The sequence below is a fragment of the Methylorubrum extorquens genome, from assembly GCF_024169925.1.
Taxonomy (GTDB): Bacteria; Pseudomonadota; Alphaproteobacteria; order Rhizobiales; family Beijerinckiaceae; genus Methylobacterium; species Methylobacterium extorquens_A.
In genome coordinates this window covers 4,460,314-4,480,417 of sequence record NZ_JALJXF010000001.1, presented here as the reverse complement: position 1 = coordinate 4,480,417, position 20,104 = coordinate 4,460,314, and the positions used below count along the sequence as shown (strand labels likewise).

Genomic DNA, 20,104 nt, shown 5'->3' with positions numbered 1-20,104 from the left:
GCAAGAGCCCGGATTTCGAAAAGGCTCGCCTTTTCGCAGGCCCAGGGCAGAGCCCTGGTCGCGGCAGTCGGAGAGGGCTCGCTAAGGCCCCTCGGCCAGCGTGCCCCGCTGGCGCGGATCGGAGGCGCCGGCGAGCAGGCCGTCCTCGGCCATCACCGAATTGGCCGAGCCCGAGGTCGCGCCGACCTTCACGGTGTGGCCCTTGGTCCGCAGCAAGGCGAGCGTATCGGGCGAGACGCCCTCCTCGGCCATCAGCACATCGGGCTGCCACTGGTGGTGGATGCGCGGCGCGGCGACGGCCTGGGCGAGGTTCATCCGGAAATCGAGCACGTTCACGATGACCTGAAGCGTGGTCGTGATGATGCGGCTGCCGCCGGGACTGCCGGTGACGAGGAACAGCCGACCGTCCCGGAACACGAAGGTGGGCGTCATTGAGGAGAGCGGGCGCGCGCCCGGCGCTACGGCGTTGGCCTCGCCGCCGACGAGGCCGTAGGCGTTGCGCGCCCCGGTCTTGGCGGAGAAGTCGTCCATCTCGTTGTTGAGCAGCACGCCCGTTCCTTCGGCGACCAGTCCGATCCCGTAGGAAAAGTTCAGCGTGTAGGTGTTGGAGACGGCGTTCCCCTCCGCGTCCACCACCGAGAAGTGCGTGGTCTGGTCGGATTCGTAAGGCAGCGGATTGCCGGCGCTGACCTCCGCGGCGGACTTGGCCCGCTCCGGGTCGATCTTTTCGCGCAAGGTGGCGGCGTAGGGTTTGGCGATGAGCCCCGCGACCGGAACCTTGGTTCGCGACGGGTCGCCGAGCCAAGTGGCCCGGTCGGCATAAGCGGGCTTCATCGCCTCGGCGAGGGTGTGAAGCGCGCCCGCGCTGCCTGCGCCCATGCCAGCGAGATCGTAGCCCTCGAGGATGTTGAGGATCTCGATGAGATGCACCCCGCCGGAACTCGGCGGCGGCATCGAGACGACCTCGTAGCCGCGATAGGTGCCGCGCACCGGCGTGCGGACCTCCGGCCGGTAGGCGGCAAGATCGGCCGCGGTCATGATTCCCCCCGCGCCCTGGACGGAGGCGGCGATCTTGTCGGCGATCGGCCCCTGGTAGAAGGCGTCCGGCCCCCGCTCGGCGATCGCCTTCAGGGTGTCGGCCAGATCGGTCTGGCGCAAGGTCGCGCCGCGGGGGAGCACATGGTCGCCCTCGAAGAACACCGCCCGGCTCGACGGCCATTGCCCGAGCAGGCCGGACGCCCGCGGCAGGGAATCGGCCAGCCCCGATTCGACCGGGATGCCATCACGAGCGAGCCTTTCCGCCGGAGCGATGAGGTCGGCCAGCGTGAGCTTGCCCGAACCGTAGCGCTTGTGGGCCTCGGCGAGGCCGCGCACCGTGCCGGGCACGCCCACCGCCTTGCCGGTGCGGGTGGAGGCGGCGCGGTCGGGCTCCCCCTGCGGGTTCAGGAACATGTCGGCGGTGGACGCGGCCGGGGCGGTCTCGCGGTAATCGATCGCGATGGTTTTCGCAGCGGTTTCCTTGGCCGCGGCGCGGTGCACCATCATGAAGCCGCCGCCGCCGAGATTGCCCGCCCGCGGCAGGGTGACGGCGAGCGCGAAGCCGACCGCCACCGCCGCATCGACGGCGTTGCCGCCCCGCCTCAGGATCTCGACGCCGACGCGGGTGGCGAGCGCGTCCTGCGACGAGACCATGCCGCGGCGGGCGAGAACCGGCAGGAGGCGGGCCTCGTCCGACTGGATCGGCGGCGGTTCGGGCGCGGGCGGAACCGCCTGCGCCTGGGCCGGAAACGGCACCGCCAGAGAGGCGACGAGGAGAAGCGCGAGGGCGGGGCGAACGGGCGAAGTCGGGCTCATGGACCGAACTTATCGCAAATGCGGGGCGCGGCCACGCGTGCCGCGAGCGATCACTCGTCCTTCGGCGCACCCCGCTCGGGACGAGGCGCGCCTCATTCGGGCATCGTTGCATCCGATGCCCGCCATCGTCTGACGCGGGGAGGCTCTATCGCCCGCTCAACGAAGGACCGCCCGCCGTGCCGCCGGTGCCGGGCGGTCCGCTGGTGGGCGTGCCGCCGATCACGGCGCCCGGCGTGCCGCCGACGACGGCCGGCTTGTTCGGGGTGCCGGCCGGAGGGCCGGCCGTGCTCGGGCCGGGCACCGGCTGCGAGCCCGTGGCCGAAGCTTTCGGGCTCGGCGGCGAGGGCGGCGCGCCCGCGCCGGCCTGAGCCATGGCGGCCGCCGGGAGACTCAGTGTCAGAGCCAGCGCGATTGTCGTGAGCCGCATGAGGGGTCCTGTCCGAGGGAAATGGTATCCCTCAACCCCGCGGACCCTGGAAAGTTCGCACTGGCTGATCGCGAGACGTCTTCGGTTCAGGCCGGATGGACAACCTCTTGCAGGCACACCCTGGGAGAATCGTCCCGGATCTCGAATCCGGGACGATTCTCCAGGCACTTGTCCTTGCATCGTCCTTTACCGGAAGCCGGTGGCCGCCTTTCGGGACGGTGCTTAGCGATTGCCGAGCCGGTAGCGGGGGGCAGCCCATGCCGGGTCGCGCATGTGCGGCTCCGTGCGCCGCATACGGCGGATCCGGTGCTCGGCTTCCGTCGGCTGGTGGTAGCGCAGCGACTCCTGATGCGCGTGGAAGTGATGATCCCAGTGGCTGGTGCTGGGATGCCAATCCACGGTTTGGGCCGGGTTGCCGGCGATGACACCCGGCTGGGGCAGAGCCGGAGCGGCGGAGGCCGCCGTGGCGCCGATGGTGCCGAGCACGAGGCCGGCTGCGAGGATGGGGACGATCCGCATCTTGTTATGTCTCCTCCACGCACGATGATCGCGCGTTCCAATATGTCATAAAACGTTCACAAACCGATTTTTCGTCCCGTGCAATCGGACGAGGCCCTGACAAAAATCTCTGAAATGATCGGGATTTGGCGGGCGGCGTGCCGTGCCGCACCGGCGCAAGCCATCCGTCGCGCGCGACCGGATGATTCGCGCGCTGCGTGTCCCGCCGTATCGGCGCGCAAGGCGTGTCGGGGTTCGATGCCGCGGGGGCCTTGGCCGAGCGCCCTTCCGCCGTCGCTCAGCGGCTCGGAGGCAGACGTCATGATGCCGGCGTCCGGCCCTCGAACATATGAGGGCGTGGCGCCGGCATCGGCCGTAATGGCGTGGGGGCTTTGACGGCTGGCGCCGGGCTCGGACCTTCAGCCAGCCGTCGGGGCGGGTTAGGCGTCGGCGTCGTCGCCGTCGAGGATCGTTTCCAGATCGCCCGTGAGTGCATCGAGTTGATCGGCGGTCGCGCGGATCTTGAATTTCGTCCCGTCCTCGGCTTCCACCGCGATCTCGATGTGGTCCTCGACCTTGGCGGCGAGCGCCTGCTTGAGCGTGTAGGTGGTCACGTCCTTGGCCATGCGGCTTCCTGTCGGCGATGTGTCGTTGGAAGGTGGGAAGCGCCGTGAGGCGGAGTCGTTCCTTCGCGTGTCCCGTGCGACCGTCCCGTCATCGGTGCCTGTGGCCGGCGGCCCGTTAAGTCGGCCTTGATGGCTTCGGGGGCATCTCGCCGCCATGAACGCGATGAACGCGCCACGGCTTCTCCTTGCCCTGTTCGTGATCGGCGGCAGCCTGGGCGCCGACGCCGCGGCGGCGCGCACGCGCGATCTCGAGGATCTCGAAGCGGCCTGGCATGACTGCGTCCGCGAGGCCTATGGCCGGCAACCGCCGGGCCAGAGCCGGGCCGGGGCGCAGCGCAACGTCCTCGATGAGTGCCGGGCGCACGAGGACCAGTTGGTGGCCGCCACCATGCTCGAACACACCCGCGAGGACGAGGCCGCGCGAAGGGCCGGCCTTCCCCTGACGGCTCGGGCGGGCGCCTGGGCCGCCTCGGTCGCGGCCTACGTCGTCGATCCCGTCACGTCCTGGCTGCAGGGGTGGCGCTAGAACATCGTCCTGGATATCGGATCCAGAACGATGCTCTAGGCACTTGTTTTTGCATCGTCTTTTCCGAAAGCCGGGGGCCACCTTTCGGGACGAGGCTCTAGCGCCATTCCGACGAAGCGGTTCCCGGTTCGTCGAAAGAATGTGCGTCACAACAAAAACGGAGAGACGCTGGCCTGATGCCGGCCTTTCGTATCCGGCTTCGGGCGGCCCCGTTGCGCTCCGGCGATCCGCAGTGCGATCTTCGGAGGCCCCTGCTCGCGGGCCGGGCCGAGACCGGCCGTCGTTCAGAAGCGGTAGCCGATACCCGCACCGATGATCAGCATGTCGAGCCGCACCGTCGCGCTGCCGGTACCAATCCGGGAGACCTGCGGCGGCAGGAAGATTTTCTTGATCTCCATGTTCGCGTACCAGTCGCCGCCGAGGTGATAGTCGAAGCCGGCTTGAAGCATTGGCCCCAGTTGCGGATCGGCCTCCATCTTGGTGATGAGCGGCTTTGCCGGCTCGTAGGCGATCGGGTGGGTGTAGCCCGCGCCCGCGCCGATATAGGGGTTGAAGACCCCGTGCGGGAGGAAGTGGAACTGGACCGCGCCGGTCATGGCGAGGCTCCAGGTCGAGCCGATCGGCAGGTCGCCGATCAACGAGTTGCGGATCGAGGTCCGGGTCGACACCACGCCGACCTGGCCGGCCAGCGCGAAATGATCGGACAGGAAATACGTCACGTCGAGATCCGGCAGGGCGCGCGCCGGGGTGATGATGCGGCCGCCGATCGGCTCGACCCGGGAGAACTGGCCGACCGGGATGGAGCCGACGACGCGGCCGCGGACGAGGAGGCTCCCCGCGGTCAGCCCGCCGGAGACCGGATTCGCCGCCGGCTCGGCGGCCTCACAGGGGGCGGAAGCCCCAAGCATGCCGACCCCGATGACGCCGAGCACGGCCGCGAGCAGGCCCGGTCGCGACGCTTTGCTCCGGACCGATCCCGACCTGTGTGACGCGCAGGCAAGACGCCGGTCCTGCCCGGAGGGCGGAAGGGACGCGGCAGGATGGTCGAACATGAGTTCTGTTTTTCAGATCTCGAGGAAAGTCGTTTCGGCCCGCCTCACGACATGCCTGCCAGCGGACCGTTTCTCCGGGGGCGTGGACGTGCGACGGGCGTTCCGTGCGTGACGCTCAGGCTGGCTCGGATCGCGGCTGGCCGACGACCTGGATGGCCTCCATGGCTTCGCGAAGCCCGGAGGACGGCTCCGTTCGGGTGGCGCGGGTGTCCGGCTGAGGCGGCGCCGGTTCGAAGCACACGCGATTGCGGCCGCCTCTCTTGGCGGCGTAGAGGGCCGCGTCCGCCCGGGACAGGGCGGCGTCGATTCGCTCCTCGCCGGCCGCCACGACCGCAACCCCGATGCTGGCGGTCACGGTCACGGGCGCTCCGTTCACGGTGAAGGGCTGCCTGGCGGCGGACCTTCGCAGGCTTTCGGCGACGGTGGCGGCCATGGTGGCATCGGCTTGGTCGAGCACGACCAGAAATTCTTCGCCGCCCCAGCGGGCGACGAGGTCGTTCTTGCGCATCACGCCGCGCAATCGCTCGGCAAAGCCGACCAGGGCGGCGTCGCCGCCGTCGTGGCCGTAGGTGTCGTTGATCGCCTTGAAGTGGTCGATGTCGGCTAGCAGGATCGCGCATCGCGGCTGGGAGGGGGACAGGCCGGCCCGCTGGCTCATCGCCGCGAACAATCCGCGCCGGTTCGCCAGCCCGGTGAGCGGGTCGGTGTCGGCCAGGCGACTGAGCTTCACGTGCGCACGCTCGCTCACCATGGCCAGATAGCCGACCTGAATGAAGACGCCGCACCACAGGTCGAACAGCAGCGAGTAGATACCGCTCTCGGGCGCGGCGAGGCGCTCGCTCGCGAAATGAACCACGCCGATCGAAAGCAGGAAGACGCAGAAGTATCCGCCGAAGCCCGCCAGGACGATGTACTGCGTCCACAGGCGCATCGGAGCGGGCGTTCTCAGGATTTCCCAAATGCACAGGGCTGTGCAGAGCGTGATGCAGCCGAACACGGCGCTCAGGCTCCACGACATCGACGCCCCGGCCTGGAGCAGGAGGCCGTAGGACAGGCCGCTGAAGAGCGCGAGCCCGAGGGCCGGGAGGGGGACGGGCGTGCGCTCGTGGAAGAGACGCAAGCCGACCCAGGACACGGCAAGGCTCGACCCGTACAGGATGTAGACGACGCTTCCTTTGACGGCATTCAGCGGCACGCTCGGTGGATCTCCGAGCATCAGAAATGAGGCTATCAGCGAGAAACTGAGCGCGCCGGCCCAGATTCCGAAATAAATCTCACGTGGGTGCCGCAGTAGGGTGACGAGAAATACCACAAAGAAAGCAAGGCGGCTGCTGATACCGGCGACCTGAAGGGTGTTGAAGTCGAGCATGACCTTTATGGAAGACCCGCGCGTGTGATCGCTCCAGCCTCGGAGCGGATTGCCGGTTCGGCGAAAGGCACCCCGGAACAGCGGTCCGGATCCGATCCCGGTTGCCCCGTTCGCGGGGGCTGGGCGGTACGGCGCATCACGGGACCGCGTGGTCCAAGAACTTCGTTCGGCGTCCGGCCTTGCCCGATCGCAGCCTGTGCGACTGCTCTCTCAAGAGCGCTGTCGCGGCCTCGCCCGTCACGGGTCGGCTGAACAGGAAGCCCTGCAACTCCGTCGCGCCGATCTCGCGAAGCATCCGGGCTTCGTCCTCGGTCTCGATCCCCTCGGCGGTCACCGCCATCCCGAAATGACGGGCGATGTCGTGCATCGTCCGGACCAGGAACCAGCTCTCACGCGCCTCACCGAGGCCTGTGATGAAGGTGCGGTCGATCTTGAGCCGGTCGAAGGTGAAGCGCTGCAGGTAGCCGAGCGACGAGAAGCCGGTTCCGAAATCATCGAGGGCAATGCTGACGCCGAGGGCACGGATGGCCGCGACGCCCTCGAGCGCGACGGCGACGTCACCCATCGGGACCCCTTCGGTCAGCTCCAGTTCGAGCCGGCATGCCGCCAGTCCGGTTGCCAGCAACGTGGCGACGACCCGGTCCGCGAAGTCCGGATCCTGCAATTGAACCGGGGAGACGTTCACCGAGACCCGGCAGAATTCCGGCCATGCCGCCGCCTGTCGGCAGGCGGTCTCGAGAACCCAGGCTCCGATCGGGCCGATCGCCCCCGTCCTTTCGGCCAGGGGGATGAAATCAGCGGGTGAGATCGGCCCCAGGGACGGGTGCTGCCAACGCAGCAGCCCCTCGCAACTGGTGATCGCCCCCGTCGCCGCCGACACGATCGGCTGGTAGGCGAGCGAAAACTCTCCCCCAGCCAGGGCCGACCGGAGATCCGCGGCCCCAAGATCCTCGATGCGAGCCGGGACCTGCGGGACGCCCGCGCTGCCGTTTGCGGAACGCTCCGGGCCGAGACGCTGTGCGGTCGAACCGGCCACGGCCGAGCGATGAACCGGACCGATGTATTGCCCGGCCTCCGCACGATGCAGGCGCTGCGACGAAACCGGGGGCTCGCTTCTCATGGAAGGAGCCTCCTTGAGAAGGCTGCAAGCATCGTGGTTGGAGCGCCCTCACGCTTTCCCAAGTCATCGGCTATCGGACGTTCAAGCCAACAAAGGATAAATCGCAGAGCCTAATGAAGAGTTATCGTATGTTTATCTAATTCCCGCCGCGAGTGATCCCTAACAAATCCTAAAGCATAAAAATGGGTTTGGAGGTGTTCGCTCCAAGCAGAGTAGGGGGCGGCCCCAGGGTTTCTTCTCAGGCCTGTCAGGTTTCTTTTTTCCGCATGGGGAGGACCTGCGTTATCGCCCTCCAGGCCGGTGCCAGGACTTTGCCGGCGATCGGGATCAGCGCGAAGCCTGCGAGCAGTCCGATCACGCCCGCGCCGCCCGCCGTCACCAGCCACGCGATCACGCCGCCGAGTGCCGGCACGGCCCCGCTCGCGGCCACGGCCGCCTCGTGGATCACGTGCTCGGGGCCGGCGAAACCGTAGCCCGCGAGGCTGTGAACGATGATGCCGCCGCCGACCCAGACCATGGCCGCCGTGCCGACGAGGGCCAGCGCCTTGAGGAAGACGGGCATGCCGCGCACCAGCCCGCGGCCGATCGCGGCCAGCACGCCGCTGCCTCGCCGGGCGAGCGCCAGACCGATGTCGTCGGCCTTCACGATCAACGCGACGGCGCCGTAGACCGCGACCGTGATGCCGATCGCGACGAGCGCCATCACGATGGCGCGCGACCAGACCGTGCCATCGCCCAAGCCCGACAGGGTGATGGCCATGATCTCGGCCGAGAGGATGAAGTCGGTCTTGATCGCGCCCGAGACCCGCTGGTCTTCCAGAACCTGCGCATTCGGTGCGGCCGCCCTCGCCTTCGCTTCGGCCGTGTGATCGTGGGCCGCGTGCGGCACGATCATTTCGTAGACTTTTTCGGCACCCTCATAGGCGAGGTACAGGCCGCCGAGCAGCAGGAGCGGCGTGATCGCCCAGGGCGCGAAGGCGCTGAGCAGCAGCGCGGCCGGCAGCAGGAACACCAACTTGTTGATGAGCGAGCCGCGGGCGATACGCCAGACGATCGGCAATTCGCGATCCGGCGAGAAGCCCACGACGTAGCGCGGCGTGACCGCGGCGTCGTCGATCACGACGCCGGCCGCCTTGGTCCCGGCTTTGGCGGCCTGGGCCGCCACGTCGTCCAGCGAAGCGGCCGCAACCTTTGTCAGGGCGACCACGTCATCCAAGAGGGCTAGCAGTCCGACGCTCACAGTCGCTTCATCCCGTTCTCTACTCGGCGAGCATATGGCGCAGCGTAGCGGTTAAGCGAGGATGCGTCTCATGAGGCAGGGCGCGGATCGCACTGACGCCAAAAAACCGCGCACCCCGTCCCGGATACGGTGCGCGCGGCGTTTCGTGGGGAGGCGTCCAGTGCGCGGGGTCGAGAAGATTGTGCTCATCGCCAGGAAACCCGCCGGGCCGGGTCGGGCGGGGCACGCTCATCACGGCACGCCGAAGGGGAAATGGGACGGCAGGCGGTGGCGGGCAGGATCGGCCCCGGAAAAGAGTCGCTAGCGCGCAACACTTCGTCTTTTCTTGCGAAACAGAGCCCTGGCCTCTCCAAATCCGTCAAGGTTTGGCTATCAGCCTGATCCGGTCACCTCGTGATTGATCGCCGCCATGCTGTCCGTCCCCCGCGCCGTCGTTTCGAAGCACCGTGAGATTTCCGCGCTGCTCGCGACCTATGCCATGTTCCTCAGCGGCGTATTGATTTTGGCCTGGGCGGCATAAGTCCTCTGATCGAACGCAGCCTGCCGCCCCGGCGCAGGCGTCGCGGCTGCCACCCGACTCAGATCGCCGCCGTTCCTCGGTCGCGATGCGCTCCGGTGGTGCCAGAAGCCCGTACGAGGGCTCCTGCGAGCGGCGGCGGAGCCGTTCCCTGGGAAGGCGTCGGGCGGCTCGTTCCGCCCCCTGTGCCTGATCGAGGATCGCTGAGGCGTCGAGGTCGTGAGCCGGGACGAGGCTGCCGCCCTTCGATGCGCTCACCCTGCGGGCTGCCTCGGCATCGGCCTTCTGCACGACACCTGACCCTGAATCCAGCGCTCACTTCGAACTCGGACCACCGCGTGGGGCCGATCGGCGTCGGCGGCGGAGCCGTCTGGGCTGCGTCCGCCCAGGGCTCAGCTTCCGCGATAGGTGCTGTAGCCATAGGGGGAGATCAGGAGCGGCACGTGGAGATGAGGGGGGACGTCCGGGCCCTCCTGCGCGATCCGGAAGCGCACGGGTACGATGTCGAGGAAGGACGGCGGTTCGCCGCCGGCGGCGGTGCGGGCGAAGTAGGCGCCGACCTCGAAGGCGATCTCGTAGGTGCCGGGCTCCATCGCCTCGCCCGAGAGGAGGGGCGCGTCGCAGCGGCCGTCGGCATTGGTCGCCACCGTCTTGAGGAGCGTGCGGGAGGCACCCTCGATGCGCAGAAGCTGAAGGGCCAGTCCCGCCGCCGGGCGGCCGGTGGACGTGTCGAGCACGTGGGTCGTGAGCCGCCGGGCGTCCGGTGGTGCGGCGGGGTTTGCGACGGCCATGGGATGCGGTTCCTCCTCCGGAGTCGCCGGGCGATCCGCGGCTGCCCGAGGGCCGCGCTTTGCCGACACCGCAACCTTGCAGATCGGGTCCCATGCACCAACCCGGATTTTCGGGAGCAGCTTTCGAAAAGTCCGACAGATCAGGAATCCGCGCGGCGCTATCGTTGCATCTTCGCAACCTTCCGAAGCGAGTCGGAACGATCCGCGCGCCTGCGCGGCAGACCCGGGGTCATCGATGCACACCTCCCGCGACCTGATCGGATACGGCCGCAACGTTCCGCAGGCGGATTGGCCCGGCGGCGCCCGGATCGCCGTGCAGATCGTGCTCAACTACGAGGAGGGGGCTGAGAACTGCATCCTGCACGGGGATGCGGCCTCCGAGGCGTTCCTGTCCGAGATCGTCGGCGCCGCGCCCTGGCCGGGCATGCGCCACATGAACATGGAGTCGATCTACGAGTACGGCGCCCGCGCCGGCTTCTGGCGGCTGTGGCAGCTGTTCACGCAACGCGGCGTGCCGGTGACCGTGTTCGGCGTCGCCACCGCGCTCGCGCGCAACCCGGACGTCGTGGCCGCGATGCGGGAGGCGGCGTGGGAGATCGCCAGCCACGGCCTGAAGTGGATCGATTACCGCGACATGCCACGCGCGGAGGAGGCGGCGCAGATGGATGCGGCGATCCGCCTGCACGCGGAAGTGACGGGCGAGCGCCCCCTCGGCTGGTATACCGGCCGCTCCTCCGTCAACACGCTGGAACTCGGCCTGGAACGGGGCTTTGCCTATCTCGCCGATTCCTACGCCGACGACCTGCCCTACTGGCTGTACGGGCGGGCCGGCACCGGCCTCGTGGTGCCCTACACCCTCGATGCGAACGACATGCGCTTCGCCACCGCGCAGGGCTTCAACACCGGCGAGCACTTCTTCACCTACCTGCGCGACACCTTCGACGCGCTCTACGCGGAGGGCGCCGCCGCACCGAAGATGATGTCGGTGGGGCTGCACTGCCGTCTGGTCGGCCGGCCCGGCCGCATCGCCGCGATCGCGCGCTTCCTCGACCACGTCGCCGCCCATGACGGCGTCTGGCTGGCGCGCCGCATCGACATCGCCCGGCACTGGACGGCGCGGCACCCGGCCGACGCCTTACGCCCGAGCACCATGAGCGCGGCGCAGTTCCTCACCCGGTTCGGCGACATCTTCGAGGATACGCCGGAGATCGCGCTCCGGGCGTGGCAGGCCGGCCTCACCGCCCGCGAAGACAGCGCGGAGGGGCTTCATGCCGCCCTCGTCGGCGCCCTGCGCGGCCTGCCCGCCGAGCGGCAGCGCGCCCTCATCCGCGCCCATCCCGAACTCGCCGGCCGGCTCGCCCTGGCCGGGCAGTTGACGCAAGCCTCCACCGCCGAGCAGGGCAGTGCGGGCCTCGGCGCGCTCTCGCCCGAGGAGTTGGCGCGGTTCGAGCGGCTGAACGCAGCCTACCGCGCGCGCTTCGACCTGCCCTTCGTCATGGCCATCAAGGGCAGCGGCCGCGAGGCGATCCTGACGGCGTTCGAGGAGCGGCTGCGCAACGATCCCGAGCAGGAATTCCAGGAGGCGTTGCGCCAGATCGAGCGGATCGCGTGGCTCCGCCTGAAGGACCGGCTGCCCTCGGAGGGTTGATCCCACGCGAGCCGCCTCCCGGCACCGGTCCCTACCGCGCCCGGCGCCGGCCGATCAGGTCGAGCCCGGCGCCGACATGGGCGCGCAGGGCCTCGGTCGTCATCTCGACGAAGGTCTTGGCGCGGGCGGGCAGCATCTTGCGCGACAGGTAGACGACGCCGAGGGTCACCGGTGTCGGCGGCGTGCCCGGTAGGACCGGCACGAGGCGGCCGTCGGCAAGGTAGGGCGCCACCTCGAAGACGGGCTTGAGGACGATGCCCTGCCCCTGGAGCGCCCATTCGGTCAGCACGTCGCCGTCATCCGCGTCGATGGGCCCGGAGACCGGCAGCGTCACGACCTCGTCGCCGTCGCGCAAGCTCCAGCGGAACTGCTCGGATCCGGGAAACCGCAGCAGCAGGCAGTCATGATCGATGAGCCCGGCCGGACTCTCGGGGGCGGGATGCTCGGCGAGATAGGCCGGTGACGCACACAGGATCCGCTCGATATCTGCGACCTTGCGCAGGGTGAAGGTCGAGTCGCGCAACTGCGCGAGACGGACCGCCACGTCGACCGCCTCCTGCACGAGGTCGAGCAGATGATCGGAGAGCCGAAGGTGGACGTCCGCCTCCGGGTGGCGCTCGCGGAAGGCGGGGATCAGCGGCGCCACGACGCGCCGGCCCAGGGTCAGTGGGGCGGTGACCTTCAGTGTCCCGCGCGGCGCGGCGCCCTCGGTCTCGACGCTCTTCTCCGCGCGCTCCACGGAGGCCGCGATGTCGAGGCAGCGGTCGTAGAAGACGCGGCCGGCCTCCGTCAGGTTCATCCGCCGCGTCGTGCGGGTGAGCAGTAGGCAGCCGAGATGCTGCTCCAGCGTCTGGATGCGGTAGCTGATCACCGAGGGCGACAGGCGCAGTGAGCGGCCGGCGGCGGAGAAGCTGCCGGTCTCCGCCGCGCGCATGAAGATGCGGATACTCTCCAGGGACAGCATCCGTCCTCCGAGCCCCTTCCGAGCCTTGCCCCCGATTGAGCGAAAAATTCGAAAACTGGCAAGGAATTTGATGGGCATACAGGCCTGCCGACAGCGGTAGAATTGCAGCCGGATACGGGAGGGAGAGGCCGTGGAAAGCTTCGTCTGGGAATGGGGAAGCCTGCTGCTGCGCTGGCTCCACATCGTCGCGGCGATGGCCTGGATCGGCTCGTCGTTCTTCTTCATGCATCTCGACGCCTCGCTGAAGCGGACGCCGGACATCCCGGCCGGCGAAGGCGCCGCGGCCTGGCAGGTGCATGGCGGCGGCTTCTACGAGATGCGCAAGTATTTCGTCGCGCCGGAGCATCTCTCCCCGGACCTCACCTGGCACAAGTGGCAGGCCTACACGACGTGGCTGTCGGGCTTCGTGCTGCTGGCCTGGATCTACTACGCGCAGTCGCGGCTCTATCTCGTCGATCCGGCGGTGATGGACCTGTCGGCCCCCGTCGCGGCGGCGCTCGGCGTCGGGGCGCTGGCGCTCGGCTGGCTGGTCTACGACCGCATCTGCCGCTCGAAGCTCGGCGAGAGCGAGACCGGCCTCGCGGCGGTCGGCCTGCTCGCCATCACGCTCGCCGCCTTCGGCTTCTCGCAAGTGTTCAGCGGCCGCGGCGCCCTGATCCATACCGGCGCCCTGATGGCGACCTGGATGGCCGGCAACGTCTTTTTCATCATCATCCCGAACCAGCGCAAGGTCGTCGCCGCACTGCTGAAGGGGGAGAGGCCGGACCCAAGTCTTGGCAAGCAGGCCAAGCAGCGCTCGGCGCAGAACAACTACCTGACCCTACCGGTCGTCCTCATGATGATCGCCAACCACTACCCGATGCTGTTCGCCTCGAAGGCGACGATCCCGCTCATCGTCGCCCTGGTCACCGCCTCGGGCGCGGTGATCCGCTTCTTCTACAACGTGCGCCATGCCGACCACGCCCGCTCGCCCTGGTGGGCCTGGGCCGTGGCCTCGGCGGGGCTGGCCGCCGCCTTCGTCCTCGCCGTCGCCGGCAGCGCCGGGGGCCGTTCGGTGCTGGGCCTGCCGCCGCAGGCCGAAGGCCCGCCGGCCACCGCCCTGGCCTCGGCCGGTCACGGGCGCGCCGTGCCGCCGGACCCCATCGTCGAACTCGTCGCGGGGCGCTGCGGCATGTGCCACGCGGCCGAGCCGGTCTGGGACGGGATCGCAGTGGCGCCGAAGGGCGTTCGTCTCGACACCGCCGAGGCCATCGGCCGCCAGGCCGAGGCGATCCGCCTGCAGGTCGTGCTGACGCACAACATGCCGCCCAACAACGTCACCGAGATGACCGATGCGGAGCGCGGCGTGATCGCGGCCTGGCTCGCGGACGCCGCGCGCTGAGATCTCCGCCCCGACTTCGCCATTCGCGACAACGGAACGCCTCCGAATGACCGCTTCTCCCTACAATCCGCCCTGCGGCGGCCTGCCTCCCCAGACGGCGCTGATGACGGGCCGGGCCGTGTTGACCGAGGCCTACGCCGTCATTCCGAAGGGGGTGATGCGCGACATCGTCACGAGCGTGCTGCCGTTCTGGACGGGAACGCGGGCCTGGATGCTGGCGCGGCCCCTGTCGGGCTTCTCCGAGACCTTCGCCCAGTACCTGATGGAGGTGGCGCCCGGCGGCGGCAGCGAGCGGCCGGAGCCCGATGCCCGCGCCGAGGGCGTGCTGTTCGTGGTTGGCGGCCGCCTCCGCCTCGTCCTCGAAGGCCAAGCGCACGCCCTGCGCCCCGGCAGCTACGTCTATCTGCCGCCGGGGGCGGCCTGGAGCCTGCACGGCGAGGGGGCCGAGCCGGCGCGCTTCCACTGGATCCGCAAGGCCTACGAGCGCGTCGAGGGACTCGCCTGTCCGCCGGCCCTCATCACCCACGAATCCGAGATCGCCCCGGCGGCGATGCCGGGCACCGACGGCGCCTGGGCCACCACCCGCTTCGTCTCGCCCGAGGATGTGCGCCACGACATGCACGTCAACATCGTCACGCTCCAGCCCGGCGCCTCGATCCCGTTCGAGGAGACGCATGTGATGGAGCACGGCCTGTTCGTGCTGGAGGGCAAGGCGGTCTATCGGCTCAACCGCGACTGGGTCGAGGTCGAGGCCGGCGACTTCCTGTGGCTGCGCGCCTTCTGCCCGCAGGCCTGCTACGCGGGCGGCCCCGGCCCCTTCCGCTACCTGCTCTACAAGGACGTGAACCGGCACGCGGCGCTCGCGCCGTTCGGCGCCTCCCGATGAGCGAACGGCGGATCCCGGTCGAGCCGCTGACGCGGGAGGCCTTCGCCCCGTTCGGCACGGTGATCGACAGGGCGGACGTCGCCCCGCGGCCGATGAACGCCGGCAAGGCCCGCCGCTTCCACGACCTTGCGCGGGTGGCTGTCGCGGGTGCGGACGGGGGTGTGGTGATCGGCTTCGTCGAGGCCGATCCCTATACGCTGCCGCTCCGCCTGAGCCTCGTCGAGCGCCACCCGCTCGGAGCCCAGGCCTTCATCCCCCTGAACGCCGCGCCGTTCCTCGTCGTCGTCTGCCCGGACGAGGGCGGCCGGCCCGGCCGGCCGCGGGCCTTCGTCTCCGCCCCCGGCCAGGGCGTCTGCTACGCGCTCGGCACGTGGCACGGCGTCCTCACGCCGCTCGACCGGCCCCAGGATTTCTGGGTGATCGACCGGGGCGGCCCCGGGGTGAACCTGGAGGAGCATTCCTTCGACGAGCCCTGGATCATCACACGCGGGTGAGAGCCATCGACCGGCCTCGTCGTGCGGGGGGACCGGCGCGAAGGCGGCACGGCTCGCGGCGTCGCCGATTGGTCGCGCGCGCGGGATCGGATACGTGATCCGGAGGCCGCGCGAGGGGCGGTGACGGATCGGGAGACTCTGGCGTGGTCGGAAGCGAGATCGGGGCCCCCGCGCGCCGACAGCGACGCGACGGCGCCCTGCGACGGGAAGCCGTGCTCGATGCCGGGCTGGAGATCTTCTCGACCGTCGGCCTGCACGGCGCCAGCCTCGACCAGATCGCCCTGCGCGCCGGGCTCTCGAAGACGAACCTGCTCTACTACTTCCGCACCAAGGAAGACCTCTACGTCGCCGTGCTGCGGCGCGTGCTCGATGTCTGGCTCGACCCGCTCCAGGCGCTCGATGCGGAATCCGAGCCGGCCGAGGCGCTCAAGCGCTACATCCGCTCGAAGATCACCCTGTCGCGGGATGCGCCGCGGGCCTCGCGGCTGTTCTGCCTGGAGATCGTGCAGGGCGCGCCGCTGCTGCGCGCCGAACTCGAAGGCCCCCTTCGGGACTTGGTCGAGGCCAAGGCCGCGGTGCTGCGCGGCTGGATCGCGGAGGGGCGCATCGCCCCGCACGATCCCCGCCACCTCGTCTTCGCGATCTGGGCGGTCACCCAGCACTATGCCGACTTCGCGGTGCAGGTGGAGGCCATCACCGGGCGCGACCTCGGCGACGAGGCCTTCTTCGAGCAGACGGTGGAGAGCACCCAGAGGCTGATCCTGGCGAGCCTCGGACTGAGCTGATTCGCCCCGGCCCCGTGCCAAGACCGAAGAGAACCGGATGAAACCGCATCGGCCGTAAGCAGAAGCGGCCCGCCGCGCGGGCATCGCGCGGAGAGTTTGTGCAAACGGTCAAATAACGGCTCTCAGAGTTTGACCAAATGGTCCGACTCGCTACCGTCCAAACCTGTCGCCGGCCCTTCAGGGCGCCGGCCGGACGAGCGAGCGAGGGTTTGTCATGACCCAGGCCAACAATCAGTCCAAAGATCACGCCATGAATGTCGGCGTCTTCATCCCGATTGGAAACAACGGCTGGCTTCTGTCGGAGAATGCTCCGCAGTACATGCCGAGTTTCGAGCTCAACAAGCAGATCACGCTCAAGGCGGAGCATTACGGGCTCGACTTCGCGCTCTCGATGATCAAGCTGCGCGGCTTCGGCGGCAAGACCGAGTTCTGGGACCACAACCTCGAATCCTTCACGCTGATGGCCGGGCTCGCCGCGGTCACGAGCCGGATCAAGCTCTACGCCACCGCCCCGACCCTGTGCCTGCCGCCGGCGATCGTCGCGCGCATGGCCTCCACCATCGACTCGATCGCGAACGGCCGCTTCGGCATCAATCTCGTCACCGGCTGGCAGCGGCCGGAATACGCGCAGATGGGCCTGTGGCCCGGCGATGAGTATTTCGGCCGGCGCTACGAGTATCTCTCCGAATACGCGCAGGTCCTGCGCGAGCTGTGGGAGACCGGCCGCAGTGACCTCAAGGGCGAATTCTTCCAGATGGAGGATTGCCGCCTGAGCCCGCGCCCTCAGACTGAGATGAAGATCATCTGCGCCGGGCAGAGCGCCGCCGGCATGGCCTTCACCGCGACCTACGCGGACTACAATTTCTGCTTCGGCAAGGGGGTCAACACGCCGACCGCCTTCGCCCCCACCGTGGAGCGGCTGGAGGAGGCCAAGGCGAAGACCGGCCGCGACGTGTCCTCCTACGTCCTGTTCATGGTCATCAGCGACGAGACCGACGCGGCCGCCCGCGCCAAGTGGGAGCACTACAAGGCCGGCGCCGACGCGGAGGCGATTGCTTGGCTCGGCCTCCAGGGCGCGGCCGACACCAAGTCCGGCGCCGACACCAACATCCGCCAGATGGCCGACCCGACCTCGGCGGTGAACATCAACATGGGCACCCTGGTGGGCTCCCACGCCACCGTCGCCGCCCTGCTCGACGAGGTGGTGACGGTGCCGGGCACCGGCGGCGTGCTGCTGGTTTTCGACGACTTCCTGAAGGGCCTCGACGATTTCGGCACGAAGATCCAGCCGCTGATGCGCTCGCGCCGGCACGTCACGGGCGGAATGCTGGCGGAGGTGGCGTGATGGCGGCCGATGCCCCCGCGGGCTACCGCGACCCGTCCGGCCGCCACGGCGCGGTCACGCTGCCGGCGCGGCCCGAGCCGATCGCCTTCGACGCGGACACGACCGCGCTGATCGTCGTCGACATGCAGAACGCCTACGCGACCAAAGGGGGCTATCTCAATCTCGCCGGCTTCGACGTCTCGGCGACCGGGCCGGTGATCGAGCGGATCGCCCGGGCCGTGGCGGCGGCCCGCGCGGCCGGCATCCGTGTGATCTGGTTCCAGAACGGCTGGGACCCGGACTACGTCGAGGCCGGGGGACCGGGCTCGCCGAACTGGCACAAGTCGAACGCGCTCAAGACCATGCGCCGCCGGCCGGAGATGAACGAGCGGCTGCTCGCCAAGGGCACGTGGGACTACGCCCTCGTCGATGCGCTGACGCCCGAGCCCGGCGACATCGTCCTGGGCAAGCCCCGCTACAGCGGCTTCTACAACACGCCGCTCGATAGCATGCTGCGGGCGCGCGGCATCCGCACCCTTGTCTTCACCGGCATCGCCACGAATGTCTGCGTGGAATCGACCCTGCGCGACGGCTACCACCGCGAGTATTTCGGGATCGTGCTCGCCGACGCCACCCATCAGGCCGGCCCGCCCGCCCTGCAGGAGGGCGCGCTCCGCAACATCGAGACCTTCTTCGGCTGGGTGTCGGACGTCGCCGCCTTCGAGGCGGCGCTCAGCTCCGACGAGGCCCGCCGCATCCCCGCCTGACCGGAGACCCCCATGCCCAAGACCGTCGTGATCCCGCCCGGCACCGGCAAGCCGCTCGCGCCCTACGTGCCCGGCACGCTCGCCGACGGCGTACTCTACGTCTCCGGCACCCTGCCGCTCGATGCGGAGGCGAACGTCGTCCACGAGGGTGATGCCGGCGCGCAGACCCGGCACGTGCTGGAAACGATCAAGGGCGTCGTCGAGGCCGCGGGCGGCACGATGGACGACATCACCTTCAATCACATCTTCCTCAAGGACTGGGCCGATTACGGCGCGATCAACGCCGTCTATGCCACGTACTTCCCCGGCGAGAAGCCGGCGCGCTACTGCATCCAGTGCGGGCTGGTGAAGCCGGCCGCACGCGTCGAGATCGCCTCGGTCGCCCATATCGGCAAGCCGGCCTGAGCCGATGGCCGCGCCCGTCCATCACGAACTACATGGGCCGGAGGGCGGGCGCAGCGTGCTGCTCTCGCCCGGGCTCGGCGGCTCGGCCCATTACTTCGCACCGCAAGTGCCGGTGCTGGCCGAGCGCTTCCGGGTGGTCACCTACGATCACCGCGGCACCGGGCGCTCCCCCGGTCCGCTCGAACCGGGCCACGACATCGCGGCCATGGCCCGCGACGTCCTCACCCTGCTCGACCATCTCGGCATCGGCACGGCCGACATCGTCGGCCACGCGCTCGGCGGCCTCATCGCCCTGCAACTCGCCCTCACCCATCCCGAGCGGGTCGGGCGGATCGTGGTCATCAACGGCTGGGCGGCGATGGACCCGGCCACCTGCCGCTGCTTTGCCGCCCGCAAGGCGCTGCTGACGCAATCCGGCCCCGAGGCCTTCGTGCGTGCGCAAGGCATCTTTCTCTACCCGGCGCCGTGGCTGTCCGAGAACGCCGCGCGGGTCGCGGCCGACGAGGCGCTGGCGTTGGCGCATTTTCCGGGCACGGAGACGGTGCTGGCACGAATCGCCGCCCTGGAGGCGTTCGATGCGACCGGGGCCCTCCCCCGCATCCCGCACGAGACCCTGCTGATGGCCGCGCGCGACGACGTGCTCGTGCCCTTCACCGCCTCGGAAGTCCTCGCGGCCGGGCTCCCCAACGCCCGCCTCGACCTCGCGCCCGAGGGCGGCCACGCGCACAGCGTCACCCGCCCCGCCCTCTTCAACCGCACGCTCCTCGACTTCCTCGCAAGTCCCTGAAGCGACCCGATCTCACGAAAGGCCGCCGCCGATGACCGAATTCGAGACCGAGTCCGAGAGCGTCGCAGCCATCCCCGTCGATGCGGCCGCCTACCGCGAAGCGATGTCCCGGCTCGCGAGCGCGGTGCATCTGATCACCACCGACGGTCCGGGCGGGCGGGCCGGCTTCACCGCCTCGGCCGTGTGCAGCGTCAGCGACGCGCCGCCGACGCTGCTCGTCTGCGTCAACCGCGCCTCCTCCGCCTACGCCGCCCTCACCCACAACGGAACGCTGTGCGTGAACACCCTCGGCGAGGGCCACGAGACGGTGGCGGCCCTGTTCGGGGGCCGCACCCCGATGGACGAGCGCTTCGCGGCTGGGACGTGGCAGCAGTTGCGCAGCGGGGCGCCCGCACTGGCCGACGCCCTCGTCAGCTTCGATTGCCGCATCGTCGGGCGCCACGCCGTCGGCAGCCACGACGTGTTCTACTGCGCGGTCGAAGCCCTCGCCGCTTCGGGGCAGGCCGACGCGCTGCTCTACAGCGAGCGCCGCTACCGCACGCTTCCCCGCGCGCCGCGGAGCGGATCCGCCCCGCCCGAGCCGGCGCGCGCGGTCGGAGCCCGGCCCGCCGAAGGGCCGAGGCTGGCCCTGAGGAGCGCCTGA

Annotated in this window: 21 protein-coding genes; 12 read left to right on the top strand and 9 right to left on the bottom strand. The window is 69.5% G+C overall.

From position 1 onward, the window contains the following. Nucleotides 1-81: 81 nt before the first annotated feature. Nucleotides 82-1,854 (bottom strand): gamma-glutamyltransferase, encoded by a 1,773-nt coding sequence (gene ggt, locus J2W78_RS20910; RefSeq protein WP_253373519.1) that lies wholly within the window; start codon nucleotides 1,852-1,854, stop codon nucleotides 82-84. Nucleotides 1,855-2,030: 176 nt separating this feature from the next. On the opposite strand from ggt, the gene J2W78_RS20905 reads away from it, so the two are divergent. Beyond that, nucleotides 2,031-2,222: a hypothetical protein gene (locus J2W78_RS20905; RefSeq protein ID WP_253373518.1), complete on the top strand. Its 192-nt coding sequence runs from the start codon at nucleotides 2,031-2,033 to the stop codon at nucleotides 2,220-2,222. 281 nt (nucleotides 2,223-2,503) lie between these two features. On the opposite strand, the gene J2W78_RS20900 is transcribed toward J2W78_RS20905, so the two are convergent. Beyond that, nucleotides 2,504-2,800: a hypothetical protein gene (locus tag J2W78_RS20900; RefSeq protein WP_253373517.1), complete on the bottom strand. Its 297-nt coding sequence runs from the start codon at nucleotides 2,798-2,800 to the stop codon at nucleotides 2,504-2,506. Between the two features lie 419 nt (nucleotides 2,801-3,219). Continuing rightward, the gene (locus J2W78_RS20895; protein ID WP_253373516.1) at nucleotides 3,220-3,405 is read right to left on the bottom strand and encodes a hypothetical protein; all 186 of its coding nucleotides are present in this window, start codon (nucleotides 3,403-3,405) and stop codon (nucleotides 3,220-3,222) included. Between the two features lie 163 nt (nucleotides 3,406-3,568). On the opposite strand from J2W78_RS20895, the gene J2W78_RS20890 reads away from it, so the two are divergent. Beyond that, nucleotides 3,569-3,931, top strand: a complete 363-nt coding sequence (locus J2W78_RS20890) for a hypothetical protein (RefSeq protein WP_367399413.1) — start codon at nucleotides 3,569-3,571, stop codon at nucleotides 3,929-3,931. Nucleotides 3,932-4,215: 284 nt separating this feature from the next. Here J2W78_RS20890 and J2W78_RS20885 read toward each other — a convergent pair whose 3' ends face one another. The 5 genes from J2W78_RS20885 to uraH form a co-directional block, all read right to left on the bottom strand. Then, nucleotides 4,216-4,839, bottom strand: coding sequence for an OmpW/AlkL family protein (locus J2W78_RS20885; protein WP_253373514.1), 624 nt, complete (start codon nucleotides 4,837-4,839; stop codon nucleotides 4,216-4,218). A gap of 259 nt (nucleotides 4,840-5,098) precedes the next feature. Beyond that, nucleotides 5,099-6,352 (bottom strand): GGDEF domain-containing protein, encoded by a 1,254-nt coding sequence (locus tag J2W78_RS20880; protein ID WP_253373513.1) that lies wholly within the window; start codon nucleotides 6,350-6,352, stop codon nucleotides 5,099-5,101. A gap of 136 nt (nucleotides 6,353-6,488) precedes the next feature. Continuing rightward, nucleotides 6,489-7,472, bottom strand: a complete 984-nt coding sequence (locus J2W78_RS20875) for a putative bifunctional diguanylate cyclase/phosphodiesterase (RefSeq protein WP_253373512.1) — start codon at nucleotides 7,470-7,472, stop codon at nucleotides 6,489-6,491. Nucleotides 7,473-7,719: 247 nt separating this feature from the next. Then, nucleotides 7,720-8,712 carry a DUF808 domain-containing protein gene (locus tag J2W78_RS20870; RefSeq protein ID WP_253373511.1) on the bottom strand — a complete coding sequence of 331 codons (993 nt, stop codon included), beginning with the start codon at nucleotides 8,710-8,712 and terminating at the stop codon, nucleotides 7,720-7,722. A 909-nt stretch (nucleotides 8,713-9,621) separates the two neighbouring features. Further along, nucleotides 9,622-10,020, bottom strand: coding sequence for a hydroxyisourate hydrolase (uraH, locus tag J2W78_RS20865; RefSeq protein ID WP_253373510.1), 399 nt, complete (start codon nucleotides 10,018-10,020; stop codon nucleotides 9,622-9,624). Nucleotides 10,021-10,255: 235 nt separating this feature from the next. On the opposite strand from uraH, the gene puuE reads away from it, so the two are divergent. Beyond that, nucleotides 10,256-11,668 carry an allantoinase PuuE gene (gene puuE, locus J2W78_RS20860; protein ID WP_253373509.1) on the top strand — a complete coding sequence of 471 codons (1,413 nt, stop codon included), beginning with the start codon at nucleotides 10,256-10,258 and terminating at the stop codon, nucleotides 11,666-11,668. A gap of 31 nt (nucleotides 11,669-11,699) precedes the next feature. On the opposite strand, the gene J2W78_RS20855 is transcribed toward puuE, so the two are convergent. Next, nucleotides 11,700-12,632 carry a LysR family transcriptional regulator gene (locus J2W78_RS20855; protein WP_253373508.1) on the bottom strand — a complete coding sequence of 311 codons (933 nt, stop codon included), beginning with the start codon at nucleotides 12,630-12,632 and terminating at the stop codon, nucleotides 11,700-11,702. Between the two features lie 130 nt (nucleotides 12,633-12,762). On the opposite strand from J2W78_RS20855, the gene J2W78_RS20850 reads away from it, so the two are divergent. The 9 genes from J2W78_RS20850 to rutF all read left to right on the top strand — a co-directional run bounded on the left by J2W78_RS20850 (nucleotide 12,763) and on the right by rutF (nucleotide 20,104). Further along, nucleotides 12,763-14,013, top strand: a complete 1,251-nt coding sequence (locus J2W78_RS20850; protein WP_253373507.1) for a urate hydroxylase PuuD — start codon at nucleotides 12,763-12,765, stop codon at nucleotides 14,011-14,013. 46 nt (nucleotides 14,014-14,059) lie between these two features. After that, nucleotides 14,060-14,899, top strand: coding sequence for a bifunctional allantoicase/(S)-ureidoglycine aminohydrolase (locus J2W78_RS20845; protein WP_253373506.1), 840 nt, complete (start codon nucleotides 14,060-14,062; stop codon nucleotides 14,897-14,899). Further along, nucleotides 14,896-15,393 carry an ureidoglycolate lyase gene (locus J2W78_RS20840; protein ID WP_253373505.1) on the top strand — a complete coding sequence of 166 codons (498 nt, stop codon included), beginning with the start codon at nucleotides 14,896-14,898 and terminating at the stop codon, nucleotides 15,391-15,393. The genes J2W78_RS20845 and J2W78_RS20840 overlap by 4 nt, the downstream gene beginning before the upstream one ends. A 143-nt stretch (nucleotides 15,394-15,536) precedes the next feature. After that, nucleotides 15,537-16,178 (top strand): HTH-type transcriptional regulator RutR, encoded by a 642-nt coding sequence (gene rutR / locus J2W78_RS20835; RefSeq protein WP_253373504.1) that lies wholly within the window; start codon nucleotides 15,537-15,539, stop codon nucleotides 16,176-16,178. Between the two features lie 250 nt (nucleotides 16,179-16,428). Further along, complete coding sequence (gene rutA, locus J2W78_RS20830; RefSeq protein ID WP_253374104.1) at nucleotides 16,429-17,523, top strand: pyrimidine utilization protein A; 1,095 nt, start codon at nucleotides 16,429-16,431, stop codon at nucleotides 17,521-17,523. Continuing rightward, nucleotides 17,523-18,269, top strand: coding sequence for a pyrimidine utilization protein B (gene rutB, locus J2W78_RS20825; protein ID WP_253373503.1), 747 nt, complete (start codon nucleotides 17,523-17,525; stop codon nucleotides 18,267-18,269). Before rutA ends, rutB begins: the two co-directional genes overlap by 1 nt. Nucleotides 18,270-18,281: 12 nt before the next feature. Beyond that, a complete protein-coding gene (rutC, locus tag J2W78_RS20820) occupies nucleotides 18,282-18,674 on the top strand; it encodes a pyrimidine utilization protein C (protein ID WP_253373502.1) in 393 nt (130 codons plus the stop codon). A gap of 4 nt (nucleotides 18,675-18,678) precedes the next feature. Continuing rightward, nucleotides 18,679-19,461 (top strand): pyrimidine utilization protein D, encoded by a 783-nt coding sequence (rutD, locus tag J2W78_RS20815; protein WP_253373501.1) that lies wholly within the window; start codon nucleotides 18,679-18,681, stop codon nucleotides 19,459-19,461. Nucleotides 19,462-19,492: 31 nt separating this feature from the next. Beyond that, on the top strand, nucleotides 19,493-20,104 hold the full coding sequence (rutF, locus tag J2W78_RS20810; RefSeq protein ID WP_253373500.1) for an NADH-dependent FMN reductase RutF: 612 nt from the start codon (nucleotides 19,493-19,495) through the stop codon (nucleotides 20,102-20,104).